This is a genomic window from Pantoea sp. 18069 (assembly GCF_902706035.1).
Lineage (GTDB): Bacteria > Pseudomonadota > Gammaproteobacteria > Burkholderiales > Burkholderiaceae_C > Comamonas.
Genome location: NZ_CACSJA010000008.1, coordinates 74,947 through 93,373, shown reverse-complemented (window position 1 = coordinate 93,373; position 18,427 = coordinate 74,947). Strand labels below are relative to the sequence as shown.

The following is an 18,427-nucleotide window of genomic DNA, read 5'->3' as shown; positions in this document are numbered from 1 at the left end:
CTCAATAGCTCACGGTCTGCACGGCGCTTCCCTGGTAAAGCTCGACGGCCTGCTGGCGTGGGGGCTGGGCCTTTGGCGCGCGCGCCGCCGCTGTCTGCACGGGGGCTGGCGGGCGGCGCGTATTCTTCGCGTCCGCTCCCGCGGCCAGATCCTTGAAGCGCAGGCCTGCATAGGAACGGTCGACGGGCTGCAGTGGTTCGCCTTTGGGCAGGCGCCCGGCGACCGGCTGGAGCACCGTGGGCAGGGCCGCGAACAGCGAGGCCTCGGGAACGCTGCTGTCGTCGGGATGGCGCAGCGCGAGCGTCAGCTGGCCGTATTTTTCGGCCAGGGTCAGCCGCTGCACGTCGTCCAGCGGCACGGCGAGCACGGCGGTATTGGCGTTGTCGGGGCGCGCGTTCTGGCTTTCGCGCTGGCCGCTGCCGCGGCGCAGGCTGCTGCCGGTGTCCTCTTCCTGCACCTTGCGCTGGGCGGCGCTGGGCGGCGGGTTCTCCACGCTGGCCGCGCCGTAGGCCAGTACGCGGCTGCGCGCCAGCAGCAGGCGGGTCTGCGTGTCCACGTTGGCCTGGTCGGTCTTGCCGTCAAGCGTGAAGAACACATCGACAAAGTCGCCGGGCCGCACATGGTGGCCTGCGGCCATGGGTTCCTTGACCGCCACCGATACCGCGCGCTGGCCGTTTTCGAGTTGCAGCGCCAGGCCGTTGAGCAGGTGCTGCTCGAACAAGGGCGCGTCGGCCGCCATGGCCATGACCGTGGTGCGGCCCAGCACCGCGTCGGCGCTGCTGAAGCTGCTGGCGACGGCCGTGGGCAACTGGACAATCTTGACGTCTTCGGCGGTCAGGCGCTGGCCGGCTGCAATCGCCTTGGCGGCGACGACAACGGCGTGCTGCTCCAGCGGCGCTTTGGGCGCGGCCGGTGCAGTGCTTGCGACCGGCGAAACCGGCCGGTTGGACGGGCGGCTCAGCATCCAGGCACCTATGGCCAGGCCAATGGCCAGAACGAGCAGCAGCCCGGCAAGAATCTTGGTGAGGTTCATAGCGTGCGCTCCCTTGTTCGTTGTGGTTGAAATGACGGCGAAACCGGAAAAACCGGCTGTTGCCGCCGTACAGAAACTTGGCTTTCGGGGCCAGTCAGCGGGAAACCCCTGCCGGCCGCGAAAGCGAAATACCCGTGTGCGTTATGAAGCTGCATGCCCATGCCTTTCTAGGTGGTCCGCGCGGGATCGCCGGCCAGTACCAGCCAGATCGCCGTCAGCGCCATATAGCCCGCGTAGGGAATGCTGCGCTCGATCACGCGTGGCGCATTGCCGCGCGCAGCGCAGTCATCGGCAGCAAACAGGGCCGTCGCGGCCCGCAGCGGCAGGCGGGCCTGCAGCCAGCTTGCGGTGGGCGTGGCCCGCAGCCTGCGCCAGGTGAGCACGCACAAGCCATGCAGGCCTGCCAGCAGACTGCCGCCGATCCAGATCGCCAGAAGCTGAGGCGAGAAGCCAAGCCATAGGCCTACAACAGCCGCAAACTTGACATCCCCGGCGCCCATCCAGCGCAGCGCATAGAAAGGCAGCAGCGCGGCAAATGCCGCGAGCATGCCCAGCAGCGCCTTCCAGGCCGTAACCTGGAAGGGCTGTACACCACCGGCCAGTGCCACCAGACCCGTGCCCAGGCCCAGCAGCACCATCCAATTGCGTACCTTGCGACTGCGCAAGTCCATGACCGCAATGGCAATCAACCAGAGCAGCCAGAGGGACATCATCAAGACGGGGGATGGCATGGGCTGCGGTGCCCTTACGACGCCGGGGCAGTACCGAGCTTGGTCTTGATGTAGGTGAAGAATCCATTGAGGCTCACTCCAATCTCGCCGACTGTGACGATGATCGCCACCGCAATCAGCCCCGCAATCAGCCCATACTCAATGGCAGTAGCGCCCTCTTCGTCATTCCAGAAGTTCTTGATAAGGTTGGTCATCTTGATTCCAATCAAAAGTCTGGCCCATGGAGTAAAAGCGGTTGGCGGGCGATGGGCTAGCGCTCGCGGCCGCGGCTGAAAACAGGGGCGTCACCATCGCAGCGCGTGGGTGACGACGGGAGGGTTCCGGGGCAGGGCGCGCAGCGTGGGGTCCAGACGGGTGTCCAGGCGCAGTTGCAGGCGCTGTGTCAGCAAAATGGGGGGTGTGGTGGCGGCGTCTTGGGGCCGCGCGCCGGCAAAGGCGGGCGCGGTCTGCGGCGAGGTGCGGGGCACGGTGCTGCCAGGGCCCGTCGGAATGCGGCTGACCGTGGGCTGGTCGAACAGCCGGTCCAGCCAATGTTCGGGCAGCTCGCGGGGCAGCAACTGCCCCGTCGTGCGCACCAGTCGCAGGCCGTTGATGCGCTGGTCGTAAAGCGCGTCGGCTTCGTCCAGCATCAGGCGCTGCATGTCCAGTTGCGCATCGAGCACCTGGGCCAGGCTGCCGCGGCCGACTTCGAGCAGCCGGCGGTAGCCTTCGAAGGCCGTGCGCGCTTCGCGCACCGCGTCGGTCAACTGGGCTTCGCGCTCGCGGCCGGCCTGCCAGCGGCCCCAGGCGGCCGAGGCGGCTTCCTGCACCTGGCGGCGCACGGCTTCCTGCTGCGCTTCCTGGGCCTGCAATTCGTTGATCGCCTTGAGAATGCGGTCGCGCAGCTCGAAGCCATTGCCGAAGTTCCAGTTGAGCTCCAGGCCGTAGCGCGTGCCTTCGTTGTAGATCACGCCCTTGGGGTCCTTGGTCTGGGCAACGACGCCGGCCAGCGTGGGAAAGCGCTCGGCCTTGCTGCGTTCGACTTCGGCCGTTGCGCGCTCTATCATGTGGCGCGTTTCGCGCAGCTCGGAACTGTGGTGTTCCGAGGCCTGCAGCGCGGCCTGCTCGCTCGCGGGCAGCCAGTAGTCGGGCACTTCGAGTTCGGGCAGTGCCTGGCCCGTGGGCACGTAGTTGAAATAGCGCGTGAAGCGCGCCAGTGCGTCCATGCGCTGCGACTGCAGCGCGTGTTGTTCGGCCAGCGCGCTGGCCCGGCGCGAGGCGGCCCGGCGCAGGTCATTGCGGCCGACCGCGCCGAGCTCGGCGCGGCGCTGCTCTACATGCGCGAGCTGGCCTATGGTGGCGGCCGATTCGGCCGCCACCTGGGCCTTGCGCTCGAAACGGTGCAGTTCAAGCAGCGCGGTCAGTGCTTCGAGCAGCACGTTCTGCCGCGTGCTGTAGAGCACGTTGTCCTGCGCGGCTTCCATCTCTTCGGCCGAGCGTATGCCCGCGCCGATCGCGCCGCCGTCGAGCAGGTTCACGCGCACTTCGGCGTTGATGGCGGTGTAGGACTCGCGGCGCTGGCCCTGGGCTATCGAGGCATTGCCCGACGAGGTGCCGACCTTGAAGGTGGGCCAGCGTGCGTTTTTCGCCGAATTGAGGTCATGCCCCGCGGACTCGAGCGCGGAGCGCGCCTTGAGCACATCGGGGTGGCCGCCAAGCATCTCGTAGAGCGCCTGCAGCAATTGCTTTTGCGACTGGTTGACCGCCAGCGAGCCGGGCGTGAGCTGCTGCGCGAGCTGCAGGGGCAGGGCGCCCGCAGGCCGCTCGGCGGACTCGCCGCGCAGCGCGGGATGGCTGTGCGCGGCCACCAGAACGGAAGCGGCCAGGCTGTCGCTTGCGCTCTGTGCGGCCGCAGGCGCCGACAGGGCCAGCGCGCAGGCCAGCAGCCCCAGGGCCGTGGCGCAGGCTCCGTGAGCGATGTTTAGGCTCGTCATCATCAGGGCTCCCGGAACGCTTCGCTCTGGATGCGCAGCACGGGGCGCAGCAGATACCAGATGAACGGTTCATGGCCGACCAGCAGGTCCAGCTCGGCCTGCATGCCGGTGGTGATGCGGTTGTCGACGCGGCCGACCCAGGGCTGCTGCAGGCTGGCCTGGATGCGGAAATAAGAGGGCGAGTCCGGGCGGTTGGGGTCCCTGTCGGCATCGGCCGAGACCAGCCGGACCTCGCCCGCGACAAAGCCGTGGCGCAGATAGTCGTAGGCAGTGATCTTGGCCTTGGTCGCCTGCCCCACATGCACGTAGCCGCGGTCCGAGGGGTTGAGGCGCGCCTCGACCACGATCTCGTCCTTGTCGGGCACGATTTCGAGAATCGGCTCGCCGGGCTTGACCACCCAGCCCGCACCCGAGCTGCGCAGGCCCTTGACGATGCCGTCGGTGGGCGCGAGCACCACGGTGCGGGTGCGCTGGTTCTGGGCGCGCGACAGGTCTTCCGAAAGACTCATCAGTTCGCGCTCGGTCTGGGCCAGCTCGTCGGACGCACGCCGGCGAAATGCGCCCTGCGTTTCCATCAGCTTGGCCTGGGCCTGCTCGACCTTTGCGCGGTTGCTCACGAGGCTTTGCCTTGCGGCGGCCAGGTCTGCACGCACCTGTTCGAGCGCGCGCTGCTTGTCTATGACTTCGAGCTGGCCTATGAGCTGTTCGGCCGCGAGCTGGTTGGCGATCGCGGCTTCCTGCTCGTACAGGCGCAGGCTGTTTTCCAGCCCCTGGATGCGCGCCTGGACCTGCGCGACATCGCCGCGCGCCTGGGCAAGCATGGCCTGGGACGAGGCCAGGCCGCCCCGGTATTCGAGCGCACGCGCGGTGAAGGCGCCGAGTTCGGAGCGCACGATGCGTGCATCGACTTCGGCGGGGAAGTGTTTGGCGTCGAGCTTGAGGCCCTGGCTTTCGGCCGCCAGGCGCGTTCTGACGGCCTGGGCCGTCGCGCTGCGCGCGGTGAGCTGCTCGAGGTTGAGGCTGCCGCCGCCCAGGTCGATTTCCAGAATCGGCTGGCCCTTGGTGATGGTCTGGCCTTCCTTCACATGCACCAACGTGACGATGCCGCCTTCAAGATGCTGTACGGTCTGCACCCGGTCCGAGGGAATCACCTGGCCGCTTGCCACCACCACGTTTTCGACCGGATAGAACAGGCCGACCAGCACCAGCGCGGCAATGATGGCGATCAGCAGCCGTTGCCGGCTGAAGAACGCAGAGGTGCCGCGCGCGCGCGGGTTCACGGCGGCCGTATCGGCAGCGCCAGGCGCCTGGCGCGCATCGCGCAGGACTTCGGGGAGTTCTTGTGGGGTGCTCATGCTCACACCGCCACTTGTGCCGTTTGCGCCGCCGCAGCGCCCGTGGCCGGGACGGGCGCATCGCTTGCGGGGCTGGCGCTGCCAGGGCGCGCCACGCCAAACAGTTCCGGCAGCATTTTCTCGGGCGTGCCGTGGTCGACCTGGCCGTCGCCGCGCACGTGGTAGACATGCTGGGCAAGCGAGGCCACGCGCAGCGAATGGGTGACGACGACGATGGTGTGCTTGACCGCGATCTGCCTGAGCGTCTGCAGCAGCTCGGTTTCGCTTTCGAAATCGAGGTCGTTGCTGGGCTCGTCGAGAATCAGCACCGAGGGATTGCGCAGGAACAGCTGGGCCAGGCCGAGCTTGCGCAGCTCGCCCGCCGACAGGCCGGCACCGCCTTCGCCCAGCTCGGTCTGGTAGCCGTTGGGCAGCCGGCTGATGAAGTTGTGCGCGCCCGAAAGCTTGCAGGCGACAAAGATCCGGTTGCTGTCGGCTTCGGGGTTGACCATGCGCAGCGTGTCGATGATGGGGCCGCTGAACCAGTAGGACTGCTGGGGCAGGCAGCCGACCCAGCGTCCGAGGTCGCTGCGGGAGAACTGGGCCATGTCGTACTCATCGATGAACAGGCTGCCTTGCGTGGGCTGGTAGAGGCCGGCGAGCAGCTTGGCCAGCGTGGACTTGCCGGCACCGTTGCGGCCCAGGATCGCATGGATGCCTCCGGGGCCCAGTTGCAGCGAGACCTGGTCGAGCGCGACATGGCCCGAGGGATAGTGGAAGCTCACGTTGTCGAGCCGGAACGCGCCGCGCGGGCGCGGCGGCTCAATGGTCTGGGCCGCGGGCTCCAGCGGCTCGCGCAGCACGGCCTGCAGCCGCTGCGTGGACTCGTTGGCTCGAGCCAGCGAACGCCAGTTGCTCGCGAGCTGGGCGATGGGGCCCAGGGCCTTGGCCGACAGCAGATTGACGGCCATCAGGCTGCCTATGCTCATCCACTGGGCATTGATTGCAATGGCGCCCACGGTGATGACGGCGACGGAGAAGAGGGTCAGCAGCACATGGCCGGTTTCGCGCGCATTCTCGATCTCGCCGTTCTTGCGGAAGCTCTCGCCGAGCCAGCGGTCGTAGCCGGATTGCCAGGACTGCTTTGCGGCATCGTCATAACCGAGCACCTTGAGCGTAGTGCGCGCATTGCAGATCTCGGCCGTGCCGCGATCGAGCTGGCGGGCCTGCTCGATTTCCTCGACGCGGGAGTTGCGCACTTCATCAGCCCACCACCAGGCGAGCACGCCCAGGATGAGCATCGCTACCAGGATCACCGGCAGCACGGGCCAGGCAATGATGCCGATCACGACCAGCGCGAGCAGGGCCATGGGCAGATCGAGCACCGAAGCCGCCAGGCCGCCCGATACGCACGAGCGCATCGCCCCGATATCGCGAAACAGCTGCAGCCACTGGCTGGCCGAGCGCCGCTCCAGCGTCAGCAGCGGATGGCGCAGCATGCAGTTCATCAGGGTCTGGGAAACTTCCCGGTCGATGGTCGCGCCCGCTTCGCGCAGCGCTAGGGCGCGCCGGCGGCGTAGCCACAGCTCCAGGCAAAGAAAACAGAGAACGCCGGCGACCATGGCGGTCAGCGTCGCAATGCCGCCGCGCGAGATAACCCGGTTATAGACCTGCAAGATGAAAATGGAAGGCAATAAGCCCAGCAGGCTGATAGGCAAGGACAACCATGCCGCCCGACGCAGATGCCGGGACGCTCTGTCGAACGAGTCCCTTATGGCCGAGCCATACCCCGAGGTCTTGCCTGTCTGCTCATCCTTGTCGATGGCAGTCAGCAACTGGCGGGGTAGCAGGTATTGAAGCATGGGGCTGGCGGTCTTTGTCGGTTAATGGCGCGGGCCTTTATCTGGCCTGGAGCAGAACGCGCTAAAAAGCCTGTTCTCTATGATTTTTTAGGGTCGATAGCCTTCTTTGTCTTCCCGAAGTTGATGGTTCAGTTGCAACAGTGATGCTTTGGTGTTAATCGATGTTTTTATTAGTGTAATTCAGTAATCAGTTGTTATCTTAACCCCAAATTTTAATAGGTTTGTTTTCCAGGGTTGGTTCTGTTGGAATAGTTTTTCTTAATCGCTGTACTCAAAATATGCAATGAAGCATCAGCAAGTCTTAGATAACAATTATCGGGTTACCCACGTCCTATCGCTCTTTGCGCAGACGGAATGCGGCCCTCCTCGCCTGCTGTCGCGGCGAGGGAAATTTCGACGATGCGTATACGGAAATTGATGATTTTCTAGTGGAAATCGTTCCTATTTTTTTCGTTTTTGCGCGAAGTGATTCGTTTATGCCGAAAAGTTCGAGACTTCAATGCTTTTCGGTTGGAGCTATCGGTTAATCGATGCAGGCTGGGAACTCGTGCCCGATAAATCCCACTAAAGGCGCGCACGGCTTGTGTGTGAGAATTTCAGATGTCTCTGCGAGGGGATGCCCGCGGGGCAGCAGTCTGCTCCTTGGCACGGCTGTTGAGGGAATATGGGGCGGCGGCGCTCTTTCCATTGGGTAATGGAAAACCCTGAGGCGAATTCGTGCTTGTTTGTTCATCATGCAAATTGTTCTTAATGGCGCGTCCGGGTGAGCCGGTCCCCCGCACGCGTTAATGCATTGCGTTGAATTCGCTGGGCCCTGCATTGCTACCACTTCGCGATTTACCGATGGGCACGGCAAATAAGCAGCCGGCGGTGCGCAGCGGCATTTCGGCAGCGTGGAGGTGAAATCCCTTGCGCTTTGCACTTCGGCTCCTCTGAAACAGGCTTTCAAGGTGAGGTGTCCGGAGGGCCGGCATTCTTGATGGCGATCAAATCCTGCGCAAGCCTCTCCAGGTGACCAATGAAATTGGTGAATGCGCCGTCCGTGTTGCGGTTGACGATATAGCGGGTAAAAATCAGCAGACACATGGCCTGTTCTATGTAGGCAGCGTCGGCGCGCATGCCCAGGCTATCGATGTTTTTCTCCAGGCATGCAAACGCGCGCTCTATGGCTTGCATCATTCCGGTCTGCGCCAACTCCGTTTCCGCAACGTGATGCTGCGCGAGCAGCAGCGCATAAGTCACGCACAGTCGGTCGCAATCGACGCTTTCCAATCCGTTGCCCTGGCATTGCCGGTGCTCGCAAGAAGGGGGCTCGGTCCGCACGGGCGGCATCCTGGTCGCAGGCACAGGGGGCGGCGGCGGAGTCGTCACTTTCGGCAGTTCGGTCTGTACGCCATCCTCGCCAATGCGCAGGCCCTGAAGCCGCAGCAGCAAATTGACATCCGCCATGGCGGGGAAGGCCGGGGTGGCAATGAACTGTTTCAACCGTGTGTCGAGAGGACTCTGGCGGGTGTTGAAAAGCGCCATCGGCGATATGAGCTCGGCGTGTTCCAGATCGTCGTCCGCCAGTGCCCATGCCGAGGCCGAACCCCACTGGCACAGCGCAGGAATGCGGCTGCCGATCACCACGATTTCATTCGGCCAGTCGATGCGCAGTTCGACCGCGCTGAGCTGGCGCACCCAGGCCCACTGGCGCACGCGGGTCGTGCCTTCGCGCCATGCCGCCTCCAGAGTGCTTCTGCGTACAAAGAAAACGCAGGCATCCGATCCTTTCGCGGCCACGGTGAAAAACAGCACACAGCAGGAGTAGGGCTCGGGAAGGAGCGTGATCCGCTGTTCCAGGTATTGCAGGCCGGCGCCCAGTTGGCGGGCGAGGGTGGTCCTGCTCTCCATGGATGGCTTGTGGCCCTGCGCTGGCAGCGCCAGCCCGGCAGTGGTGAGGGGGTGTTTGTGGATCAAAGCTTTCCTAGCACGCAAGCGGTCAAGGCTGCTCAATCAACTCATCGATACTCGAATTCCACACGGCGATTGCGCTGGTGTGCCGCATCGCTCGTACCCGGGTCGGCCAGTTGCTCCTTGCCGTAGCTCACGGCTTCCACCCGGTGCTGTTCCACGCCCAGCAGTTGCAGGCTTGAACGCACCGCTTGCGCACGCTTGTTTCCGAGCGCGAGGTTGTACTCGATGCCGCCGCGCGAATCAGTGTGGCCCTGGAGCACCAGCGACTGCTGCGGGTTGCTGCGCAGCCAGCGGGCATGGCTTTCCAGAATCGGTCGATCGACGGGCCTGACCGTGTAGGAATCGAAATCGAAATAGACGATATGCGCGACATTGTCCGGCCCCTTCCTGGCTTGCACGGGCTGGGCGATGACGGGCGCGACGCGCGCATTGTCCGCAGCGACCGGAGGCGCCTTGCCGAACGCGTAATGGTTTGCGCTGCGCTGCGCGGAGCTGCCGGGGCCGGAGCTGCAGGCCGCGAGACCACAGGCCAGCAGCAGGCTGGTGTAAAGCGGGTAGTTCTTGAACATGTGACTCCTTGCATGCCCATGCCGCGTTGACCCGAAAGGTCTGCGACATGGGCGTTGTTGTGGCGTTGATCAGGCAAACAGGTTGTTGTGCAGCGACTGAGGCAGGATGGAGGCGGTATCGTTGCCGCCCTCCGACAGGCTGCTGATCGCCGTGGCAATGGGCTGATCTGCCGACTCGGCGCTGGTGAAGGCCGGCGCAGCGCTCTTGCCCAGCAGGCCGCCCAACAATCCGCCACCGCCGAGCAAGCCGCCCACTGCGCCGTTCTGGCCCAGCAGACCGCCGACCAGACCCTGGCTACCCGTCAGACCGGACAGCAGTCCGCTGTCGCCGCCGAGCAGGCCGCCCAGGAGGCCGTCGTCACCGATGACACCGGCGAGCAGACCGCCGTCGCCGCCGACAAGGCCGCCGACCAGTCCGTCGTCACCGATCACTCCGGAGAGCAGGCCGCCGTCGCCACCGGTCAGACCACCAAGCAGTCCACCGTCGCCGCCGAGCAGACCGCCAAGCAGGCCGTCGTCACCAATCACACCGGCGAGCAGGCCGCCGTCGCCACCGAGCAGGCCACCAAGCAGGCCGTCGTCACCAATGACTCCGGCGAGCAGACCGCCGTCACCGCCGGTCAGACCACCGAGCAGGCCGCCGTCACCGCCGGTCAGTCCACCGAGCAGTCCACCGTCGCCGCCGAGCAGGCCACCAAGCAGGCCGCCGTCGCCGCCGAGCAGGCCACCCAGGAGGCCATCGTCACCGATCACACCGGCCAGCAGACCGCCGTCACCGCCGACAAGGCCGCCGACCAGTCCGTCGTCACCGATCACTCCGGCGAGCAGACCACCGTCGCCGCCGGTCAGTCCACCGAGCAGGCCGCCGTCGCCGCCGAGCAGGCCGCCCAGGAGGCCATCGTCACCGATCACACCGGCCAGCAGACCGCCGTCACCGCCGACAAGGCCGCCGACCAGTCCGTCGTCACCGATCACTCCGGCGAGCAGACCACCGTCGCCGCCGGTCAGTCCACCGAGCAGGCCGCCGTCGCCGCCCAGCAGGCCGCCAAGCAGGCCATCGTCACCGATCACACCGGCCAGCAGACCGCCGTCACCGCCGACAAGGCCGCCGACCAGTCCGTCGTCACCGATCACTCCGGCGAGCAGACCACCGTCGCCGCCGGTCAGTCCACCGAGCAAGCCGCCGCCGAGCAGGCCGCCGCCGCCACCGAGCAGGCCACCAAGCAAGCCGTTGTCTCCGAGCACTCCGGCCACAATGCCGCTCAGACCGCCGGTCGCACCGTTATCGGAAAGGCCGGCAATCAGGTCGTGCAGCACGCTGAGCACCGGTTCGAGTCCTTCACCGGGCACCTGCGTCAGTCCATCGACCAGTTCCGTGAGCACGCCCAGCGGGCCGTTTTCGATGCTGGTCAGGTCTTCGAGCGCACCGGTGACGATGGACAGCGTGCCGTCCGTAGGCGCGATCAGTGCATTGAGCAGGTTAGAGACCGGCTCGGCCACCGTACCGCCCAGCAGGTTGTCGACCACGTCCTGCACCGAGGTCACGACGCCGCTGCCGTCACCGCCCGAGCCGCCCGACAGATTGCCCAGCAGGCCGCCAACGCCGGCCAGCAGGCCGCCTTCGGCAAGCAGTCCGCCAAGCGCACCGTCTTCGCCCAGCAGGCCTTCGACGATGCCGCCCAGAGGGCCTGCGCCGTTGCCTGCGTCCCCGAGTCCGGCGATCAGGCCGTTGAGCGTCTCGATCAGCGGTTCGAGGTTTTCACCGGGGATGGTGACCAGGCCATTGACCAGTTCCGTGAGTACCGCCAGCGGGCCGCCGTCGGTGCCGGTCAGGCTTTCAAGTGCGCCGGTCACTGCGGACAGCGTGCCGTCCGTGGGATGGGTCAGTGCATTGATCAGGTCCGCCACCGGCTCGGCCACCGTGCCGCCCAGCAGGTTGTCGACCACGTCCTGCACCGAGGTCACGACGCCGCTGCCGTCACCGCCCGAGCCGCCACCTGCACCGCCCGACAGATTGCCCAGCAGGCCGCCAACGCCGGCCAGCAGGCCGCCTTCGGCAAGCAGTCCGCCAAGCACACCGTCTTCGCCCAGCAGGCCTTCGACGATGCCGCCCAGCGGGCCTGCGCCGTTGCCTGCGTCCCCGAGTCCAGCGATCAGGCCGTTGAGCGTCTCGATCAGCGGTTCGAGGTTTTCACCGGGGATGGTGACCAGACCATTGACCAGTTCCGTGAGTACCGCCAGCGGGCCGCCGTCGGTGCCTGTCAGGCTTTCAAGTGCGCTGGTCACTGCGGACAGCGTGCCGTCCGTGGGGTGGGTCAGCGCATTGATCAGATCCGCCACCGGCTCGGCCACCGTGCCGCCCAGCAGGTTGTCGACCACGTCCTGCACCGAGGTCACGACGCCGCTGCCGTTACCGCCCGAGCCGCCGCCTGCGCCGCCCGACAGATTGCCCAGCAGGTCGCCAACGCCGGCCAGCAGGCCGCCTTCGGCAAGCAGTCCGCCAAGCGCACCGTCTTCGCCCAGCAGGCTTTCGACCACATCCTGCAGTGCGCCTGCACCGTCGCCCGCGCTCGCCAGTCCGCCGATCAAGCCGTTGAGCGTCTCGATCAACGGTTCGAGGTTTTCACCGGGAATGGTGGCCAGTCCATTGACCAGCTCCGTGAGTACAGCCAATGGGCCGCCGTCGGTACCGGTCAGGCTTTCGAGTGCGCCGGTCACGGCGGACAGCGTGCCTTCGGAAGGATGGATCAGCGCGTTGATCAGGTCAGCCACTGGCGCTGCAACCGTGCCTTCCGCGAGGTTGTCGACCACGCTTTGCGTCGAGGCGGTGAGTCCCTCGCTGCCGCTGCCGTCGCCACCACCGTTGTCGCCACCACCGCTGCCGCCAGTGAGCAAACCGCCCAGCAAGCCGCCCAAGCCGCCCGTACCCAGCAGGCCACCAACAACGTTGTTCACGAGGTCCTGCACGCCGCCGCTACCCGAGGGCTCCGCGAGACCGTTCAAGAGATTGTTGAGGGTGTCGATCAAGGGCGCCAGGCCCTCATTTTGCGTATTGACCAGGCCGTTGACGAGGTCCGTCAGCGCACCGAGGCCGCCGTCGGTATTCGTGAGGTTTTCCAGCAAGCCGGTAACCGTGCTCAACGCACTGTTGTCAGGGTCCACGAGGGAGTTGATCAGATCGATCACTGGCGCCGCGACCGTCCCCTGCAACAGGGTATCGACCACGTCCTGCACCGAAGTGATCAGGCCGGTGCTGTCATCCGGACCATCGGTGGGCTCGGTAGAGTCCGTCGGTTCGGTCGAATCCGTGGGCTCAGTGGAATCCGTTGGCTCGGTGGAATCTGTCGGATCCGTTGGATTGGTGGAATCCGTGGGCTCAGTGGAATCTGTCGGCTCGGTAGAGTCCGTGGGCTCAGTGGAATCCGTTGGCTCGGTGGAGTCCGTTGGCTCGGTGGAATCCGTTGGTTCAGTGGAATCTGTGGGCTCAGTGGAGTCCGTTGGTTCAGTGGAATCTGTGGGCTCAGTGGAGTCCGTTGGTTCAGTGGAATCCGTAGGCTCAGTGGAGTCCGTTGGTTCGGTGGAATCCGTGGGCTCAGTGGAGTCCGTTGGTTCGGTGGAGTCCGTGGGCTCGGTGGAATCCGTGGGCTCAGTGGAGTCCGTTGGCTCGGTGGAATCCGTGGGCTCAGTGGAGTCCGTTGGCTCGGTGGAATCCGTGGGCTCAGTGGAATCCGTGGGCTCGGTGGAATCCGTAGGCTCGGTGGAGTCCGTAGGCTCAGTGGAATCCGTGGGCTCAGTGGAATCCGTTGGTTCGGTGGAGTCCGTTGGTTCGGTGGAATCCGTGGGCTCGGTGGAGTCCGTAGGCTCAGTGGAGTCCGTTGGTTCGGTGGAATCCGTGGGCTCGGTGGAATCCGTAGGCTCGGTAGAGTCCGTTGGTTCGGTGGAGTCCGTAGGCTCAGTGGAATCCGTAGGCTCAGTGGAATCTGTCGGCTCGGTGGAATCCGTGGGCTCGGTGGAGTCCGTAGGCTCAGTGGAATCCGTGGGCTCGGTGGAGTCCGTAGGCTCAGTGGAATCCGTGGGCTCAGTGGAATCCGTGGGCTCGGTGGAATCCGTAGGCTCAGTGGAATCCGTGGGCTCGGTAGAGTCCGTTGGTTCGGTGGAGTCCGTAGGCTCAGTGGAATCCGTAGGCTCAGTGGAATCCGTAGGCTCAGTGGAGTCCGTGGGTTCGGTGGAGTCCGTAGGCTCAGTGGAATCTGTGGGCTCGGTAGAGTCCGTCGGCTCGGTGGAGTCCGTTGGCTCAGTGCTATCCGTCGGCTCGGTGGAATCCGTTGGATTGGTCGGCAGCACAGGCGCCGGGTTGTCATCGTCGTCGTTGTTCCTGGACGCGAGCAGCGCGCCCGCGCCCAGGCCGGCCAGACCTGCGAGCAGGAAGTCGCCGAGCACCGCGCCGCCTGCCTCAGAGGATTCCTTCGTCACCACCAGGCCCACGGACTCGGAGTCGACCGCGGCGACATCGACGTCGCCCGATTCCAGGTCCAGCGCCATGACGCCGGTGCCTTCCTCGGTACTGCGGAAGTTGAGCGTGGCCTCGGTGCCGCCAGCGAACGTTCCTACCAGCTGCTGCCCTCCGCTGCCCGAGAACAATGCCTGCGCTCCACCCTCTGGCGGAACGATGATCTTGTCGCCGATTTGCAGCCGGCTGCCGGCTTGCGCCGCCATGGCCTGGCCGTCGCGCACGATCTGAACGCCCGGTGAAACCTGGGAAAGAACGGCGGGAGCAGGCACGGCCGCGGCCGCTGCGCCAGCCGCAGGGGCTGCGTCGAACGCGCCGGCCTGCGAGACATTCAACTGTGCGAGGGCGGTGCCGGAGGGTTGTATTGAAGAGGTCGTCATATGCTCTTTCCAGATGGGTTGATCGTTCAAGCGGTCGGCAAGGTCGCGGGCCATAAAGCTCGTCTGGAAGGTTTTTTGCAATATGCGTGCCAACGGCCGTCCCTATCTGTTCAATCCTTGAGATATTCGCAAGTGGTTGATTTAATTGGTGTTTTCTGGGTGTTTCCAAGAATTGGCAGTGGAGTGCAAGCGTGTTTCGGCGCGTGTTCCGGTATGTGTTACGTCGTGTGTTCCGTAACGTTCGGTGTTTGTGGCGTATCGTTTTCGCAGCCGTGGGCTGCACTTCGGGCGCACGCATCGATCGCTTTGCCGCCGACTTCGCTTTCAAGGCGGTTGCACGTCGCTGGATACGCCCTTGGCAGGTGCTGGCGGGATGGAGCGCGTATACAATTAAAAGGGTTTGGCTGCGTGCTCAGGCGGCTGCGCTGACCTGGCATGAGCGACAAGCCCCATCCCATTTCCCCTCCCATTCATTGCGTAGAGAGAAGAGCGCCATATGCAGATTGCATCCCCGGTTATGTTGCGTAAGCGCAGTGCTGTCCCGTCGCGCTTTTCAAGGCCCATGCTCGCTGTGCTGCTGGGCTGGGGCCTGAGTCTTGGCAGCATGCCCGTGCAGGCTTCGCGCGCCGTGGATGAAGTCACGAAGCTGCTGGACCAGGGCAATGCCAAGCAGGCCGCAATACAGGCCGACAGCTATCTCAAGCAGAACCCCGGCGATGTCGAAATGCGTTTCGTGCGTGGAGTGATTGCGACCGAGCAAAAGCAGAACGCGCAGGCCATCAGGATTTTCTCTTCGCTGGTTCGGGAGTACCCGAGCATGCCCGAGCCCTACAACAATCTGGCCGTGCTGTACGCGGCGGATGGCCAGGAGCGCAAGGCAGCGGAAGCGCTGGAGCAAGCCATTCGCACCAATCCCAGCTACACGACTGCCCATGAGAACCTGGGCGACCTGTATGCGCGCATGGCCAGCGAAGCCTATTCCAAGGCCTTGCAACTGGACAGTTCGCGCCAGACCATCCCAGCCAAGCTGGCATTGATCACGCAATTGGTCCCCGCGGCACAGGGCCCGGCCAAGACCGTGGTGGCGCAGGCGAGCACGAGTGCCGTCGCGGCGCCCGCAGCGCCGGCGAAGCCGCCGGTGGTGCCCAAGGTCGAGGTCAAGCCGGAGGTGAAGGCGCAGACCACGCCCGCACCGGTGGTCGAAACCAGGCCCTTGCCCAAGGCGGAAGCGAAAGCCGTCGCCAAGACCGCTACACCACCGACAGCGCCTGCTGCCGTGGTGGCCCCTGCCGCTGTGGCTGCCGCGCCCGCAGCGCCGGCAGCGCCCGCAGCAGCGCCGGCCGCCGCAGCGTCGGCTGCCGCGGTATCGACCGCCGCGGCATCGGCCGCCGCAGCGCTGGCATCGCCCGCCAAGCCTGCTGTGGCCGCCGAGCCGACAGCGTCACCTGCCGCCGAACCCAAGCCGGCAGTCGCACAGTCTGCGGCCGAAGTCGAGTCCGCAGTCAAGGCCTGGGTAACCGCCTGGGAGAAGCAGGACATGCCGGGCTATCTCGATGCCTACAGCGAGAAGTTCGTGCCGGGCAATGGCGCCAGCCTGGCCCAATGGAAGGAAGCGCGCCGCATCCGCATTGTCGGCAAGAGCGGTATCTCGATCACGCTGCAAAACATCCAGGTGTCCGTCAATGGCGACCAGGCCACGGCCAGGTTCCGCCAGAACTACGTAGCCGGCAGCCTGAACACCACCACGCGAAAAACCCTGGCCATGCGCAACGAGGGCGGCAACTGGCGCATCGTGCGTGAAAGCACGGGCGGTTGAGACCGGTCCTTTTCCTTGCCTCCGTGCGCATCGCCAGTAGAAGATAATTGTCGGGAATATTGATGAGAAGGTCGCTTTGTCGAGCGCTGCTTGTGCTGTGCGTGATGGGCAGTGGTGCGGCATATATCTCGACCGCCCATGCCCAGGTGCGCCAGGAGAAGTCGAAGTCGGTCGCCAAGCAGGTCAAGCCTGCCAAGCGCGCGGTTGCGTCCGCGCCAAAATCGGCGAGCCGGGCCAAGGCGTCTGCCGCAGCAGGTGCAGCGGGTGCGGCCGGCGCAGTGGCCGCAGGCGCTGCTGCAAAGCCCGTGGTGGCCAATACGGCGGAAGCGCGCCTGCTCGACGTCATCGACCTGGTCAAGCGCCAGGAGCTGGATGCGGCCTTGCGTGCTGCGGCCCAGCTCACGGCCGATGTTCCCAATTTCCGTGCGGCCCAGCTGGTCTATGCCGATCTGCTGCGCTTCAAGACCGGCCGCATGACCGGATGGGCGAACGCGCCCACGTCCGAAGTCACGCAACTGCTGGTCAAGCATGTATCCGCCGATCCCAAGGCGACGCCGGCTGCGCCGCTGGAATTGCAGGAACAGGCGCATGGCCTGCAAAAGGAACTCCAGCGCCGCGTCCATGGCGCGGGTGCCGTGCTGGCCGCGGGCAGCGTGCCGCGCGAGTTCCAGCAACTGGGCGCTTCGGTTCGCCATGCCGTGGCGATCGATGCAAGCAAATCCAGGCTGTACCTGTTTCGCAACGAGAAGGGCAAGCTGCGCCTGATCGGTGATTTCTATGTCTCGATCGGCAAGTTCGGCATGGGCAAGTCGCTGGAAGGCGATCAGCGCACGCCCCAGGGCGTCTACTTCATCGGCCGCCAGATTCCGGGTGCGCGACTGCCCGAGTTCTACGGCAAGGGCGCGCTCACGCTCAACTACCCCAATGACTGGGACAAGGCCGTGGACCGTTCGGGCGATGGCATCTGGCTGCACGGATCTCCGCCGGACCAGTTCGCGCGCCTTCCCGAGGCCAGCGACGGCTGCATCGTTCTGGCCAATCCCGATCTGATCTTGCTGATGAAGACGCTCGATCGCCAGACGCCGGTACTGATGCGCGACAAGCTGGAGTGGACCGGGCCGTCGGACCGTTCCCAGGCCAGGACCGCCGATGCCTTCGTGCGCGTCTTGGATAACTGGCAGCAGGCCTGGAAAAGCGCCGACCCGGGCCTTCTCGCGAAAATGTATGGGCAAGAGCCTGCGGCGCAGCAGGTTCCCAGGGCCCGCCTCACGGAGTTCTTCCGCTTCTCCGATATTGGCGTGCAAGATCTGTCGGTCTATGCATGGAAGGATCCGCAAGGCGAGATTCGCATCGTGGACATGCAGATAGGCAGCCGCAAGGCGGGCAAGAGCTTGCCCTTGCGGCAGTACTGGCGCCGGCTGGGCGATCGCTGGGAAGTGCTTTCCGAAGAGATCCGCAGCTGAGCGCGGGTCTTCGGTTCAAGCGAGACGAGTCTCGCCTACCTCGCTCAGGGCGAACGGCCATTAGCTATTCTTTTTCGACAAATCATGACTTTGCGATCGCTGCTTGCACAAATCGGATCGCTGCTAAGTTATTGATTTGTTTGGGGAAATCAGTTTCTTGAGAGTCCTGAGCGAGGTAAGCAAGCCGAGGTCTCGTAATGCATTTAAAAGAAACAGCGGACTTGACAATCCCCGTTCGCCCTGAGCCTGCTTGGCCGGCCGCGTCGAAGGGTGAACGGCCTGCGCTCAAATCATGAGGACGGGCCGTTCATGGTTCGACGGGCGCGCCTAGCGAAGCTCACCACGAACGGTTTTTACCAATCTCGCCGCTGTTTGCCCCAATCGGTCACTTTCTAAGTCATCGATTTATTTGGGGAAAAAAGCTGTTTCTTGAGCGTCCTGAGCCCGTCCAAGAATGGCCGGATCCGTTGCTCTGCCCCGTGTGGCCTTCAGCGCTTCAGAAATCCGCGCCGGTTTCAAATGCTGCGGCCGTGGAAGAGCCCCAGATTTTGCCTGCTGAAATGTCGTTTTCATAATGTGAAAATTCAAAATGCTGCAACGCACCAAAAAATATCAATACGAGAAATGTCATTTCGCAATGCGGAAAATGATTGCAAGTGGTTGATTTATATAGGTGTCTTATCTCTTATATAAGACATAAGACTCAAGCTTTTTTTCCGAAATAAATTTACAGTAGTCTCCATGGGCAGCAGAAATGCCGCCGCGAAAGTTCATCAACCTTGAGTCCTTGGAGAAACAAC

At 64.5% G+C, this 18,427-nt stretch carries 12 protein-coding genes; 2 read left to right on the top strand and 10 right to left on the bottom strand.

The window, feature by feature from the left end; genetic code table 11:
* Position 1: 1 nt before the first annotated feature.
* From cpaB to GVL12_RS08730, 9 genes are all read right to left on the bottom strand, one after another.
* Entirely contained in the window at positions 2–1,033 is a 1,032-nt protein-coding gene (cpaB, locus tag GVL12_RS08770; RefSeq protein ID WP_159912922.1) for a Flp pilus assembly protein CpaB, read from the bottom strand.
* A 167-nt stretch (positions 1,034–1,200) separates the two neighbouring features.
* Complete coding sequence (locus GVL12_RS08765) at positions 1,201–1,764, bottom strand: prepilin peptidase (RefSeq protein ID WP_235033829.1); 564 nt, start codon at positions 1,762–1,764, stop codon at positions 1,201–1,203.
* Positions 1,765–1,778: 14 nt separating this feature from the next.
* Positions 1,779–1,958, bottom strand: coding sequence for a Flp family type IVb pilin (locus GVL12_RS08760; protein ID WP_159912920.1), 180 nt, complete (start codon positions 1,956–1,958; stop codon positions 1,779–1,781).
* A gap of 90 nt (positions 1,959–2,048) precedes the next feature.
* Complete coding sequence (locus GVL12_RS08755; RefSeq protein ID WP_159912918.1) at positions 2,049–3,740, bottom strand: TolC family protein; 1,692 nt, start codon at positions 3,738–3,740, stop codon at positions 2,049–2,051.
* Positions 3,740–5,092, bottom strand: a complete 1,353-nt coding sequence (locus GVL12_RS08750; protein WP_159912916.1) for an HlyD family type I secretion periplasmic adaptor subunit — start codon at positions 5,090–5,092, stop codon at positions 3,740–3,742. The genes GVL12_RS08755 and GVL12_RS08750 overlap by 1 nt, the downstream gene beginning before the upstream one ends.
* A gap of 2 nt (positions 5,093–5,094) precedes the next feature.
* Positions 5,095–6,933, bottom strand: a complete 1,839-nt coding sequence (locus GVL12_RS08745) for a peptidase domain-containing ABC transporter (RefSeq protein WP_159912914.1) — start codon at positions 6,931–6,933, stop codon at positions 5,095–5,097.
* A gap of 945 nt (positions 6,934–7,878) precedes the next feature.
* Positions 7,879–8,892: a hypothetical protein gene (locus tag GVL12_RS08740; protein ID WP_159912912.1), complete on the bottom strand. Its 1,014-nt coding sequence runs from the start codon at positions 8,890–8,892 to the stop codon at positions 7,879–7,881.
* A 41-nt stretch (positions 8,893–8,933) separates the two neighbouring features.
* On the bottom strand, positions 8,934–9,458 hold the full coding sequence (locus GVL12_RS08735) for an OmpA family protein (protein ID WP_159912910.1): 525 nt from the start codon (positions 9,456–9,458) through the stop codon (positions 8,934–8,936).
* A gap of 69 nt (positions 9,459–9,527) precedes the next feature.
* Entirely contained in the window at positions 9,528–12,683 is a 3,156-nt protein-coding gene (locus GVL12_RS08730; protein WP_159912908.1) for a hypothetical protein, read from the bottom strand.
* Between the two features lie 2,227 nt (positions 12,684–14,910).
* On the opposite strand from GVL12_RS08730, the gene GVL12_RS08725 reads away from it, so the two are divergent.
* Together GVL12_RS08725 and GVL12_RS08720 are read left to right on the top strand one after the other, a co-directional pair.
* Positions 14,911–16,164 carry a nuclear transport factor 2 family protein gene (locus tag GVL12_RS08725; RefSeq protein WP_200843607.1) on the top strand — a complete coding sequence of 418 codons (1,254 nt, stop codon included), beginning with the start codon at positions 14,911–14,913 and terminating at the stop codon, positions 16,162–16,164.
* 62 nt (positions 16,165–16,226) lie between these two features.
* A complete protein-coding gene (locus GVL12_RS08720; protein ID WP_159912904.1) occupies positions 16,227–17,627 on the top strand; it encodes a murein L,D-transpeptidase family protein in 1,401 nt (466 codons plus the stop codon).
* A gap of 496 nt (positions 17,628–18,123) precedes the next feature.
* Here the strand turns inward: GVL12_RS08720 and GVL12_RS26870 are convergent, their stop codons facing one another.
* A complete protein-coding gene (locus tag GVL12_RS26870; RefSeq protein WP_306770585.1) occupies positions 18,124–18,258 on the bottom strand; it encodes a hypothetical protein in 135 nt (44 codons plus the stop codon).
* Between the last annotated feature and the right edge of the window lie 169 nt (positions 18,259–18,427).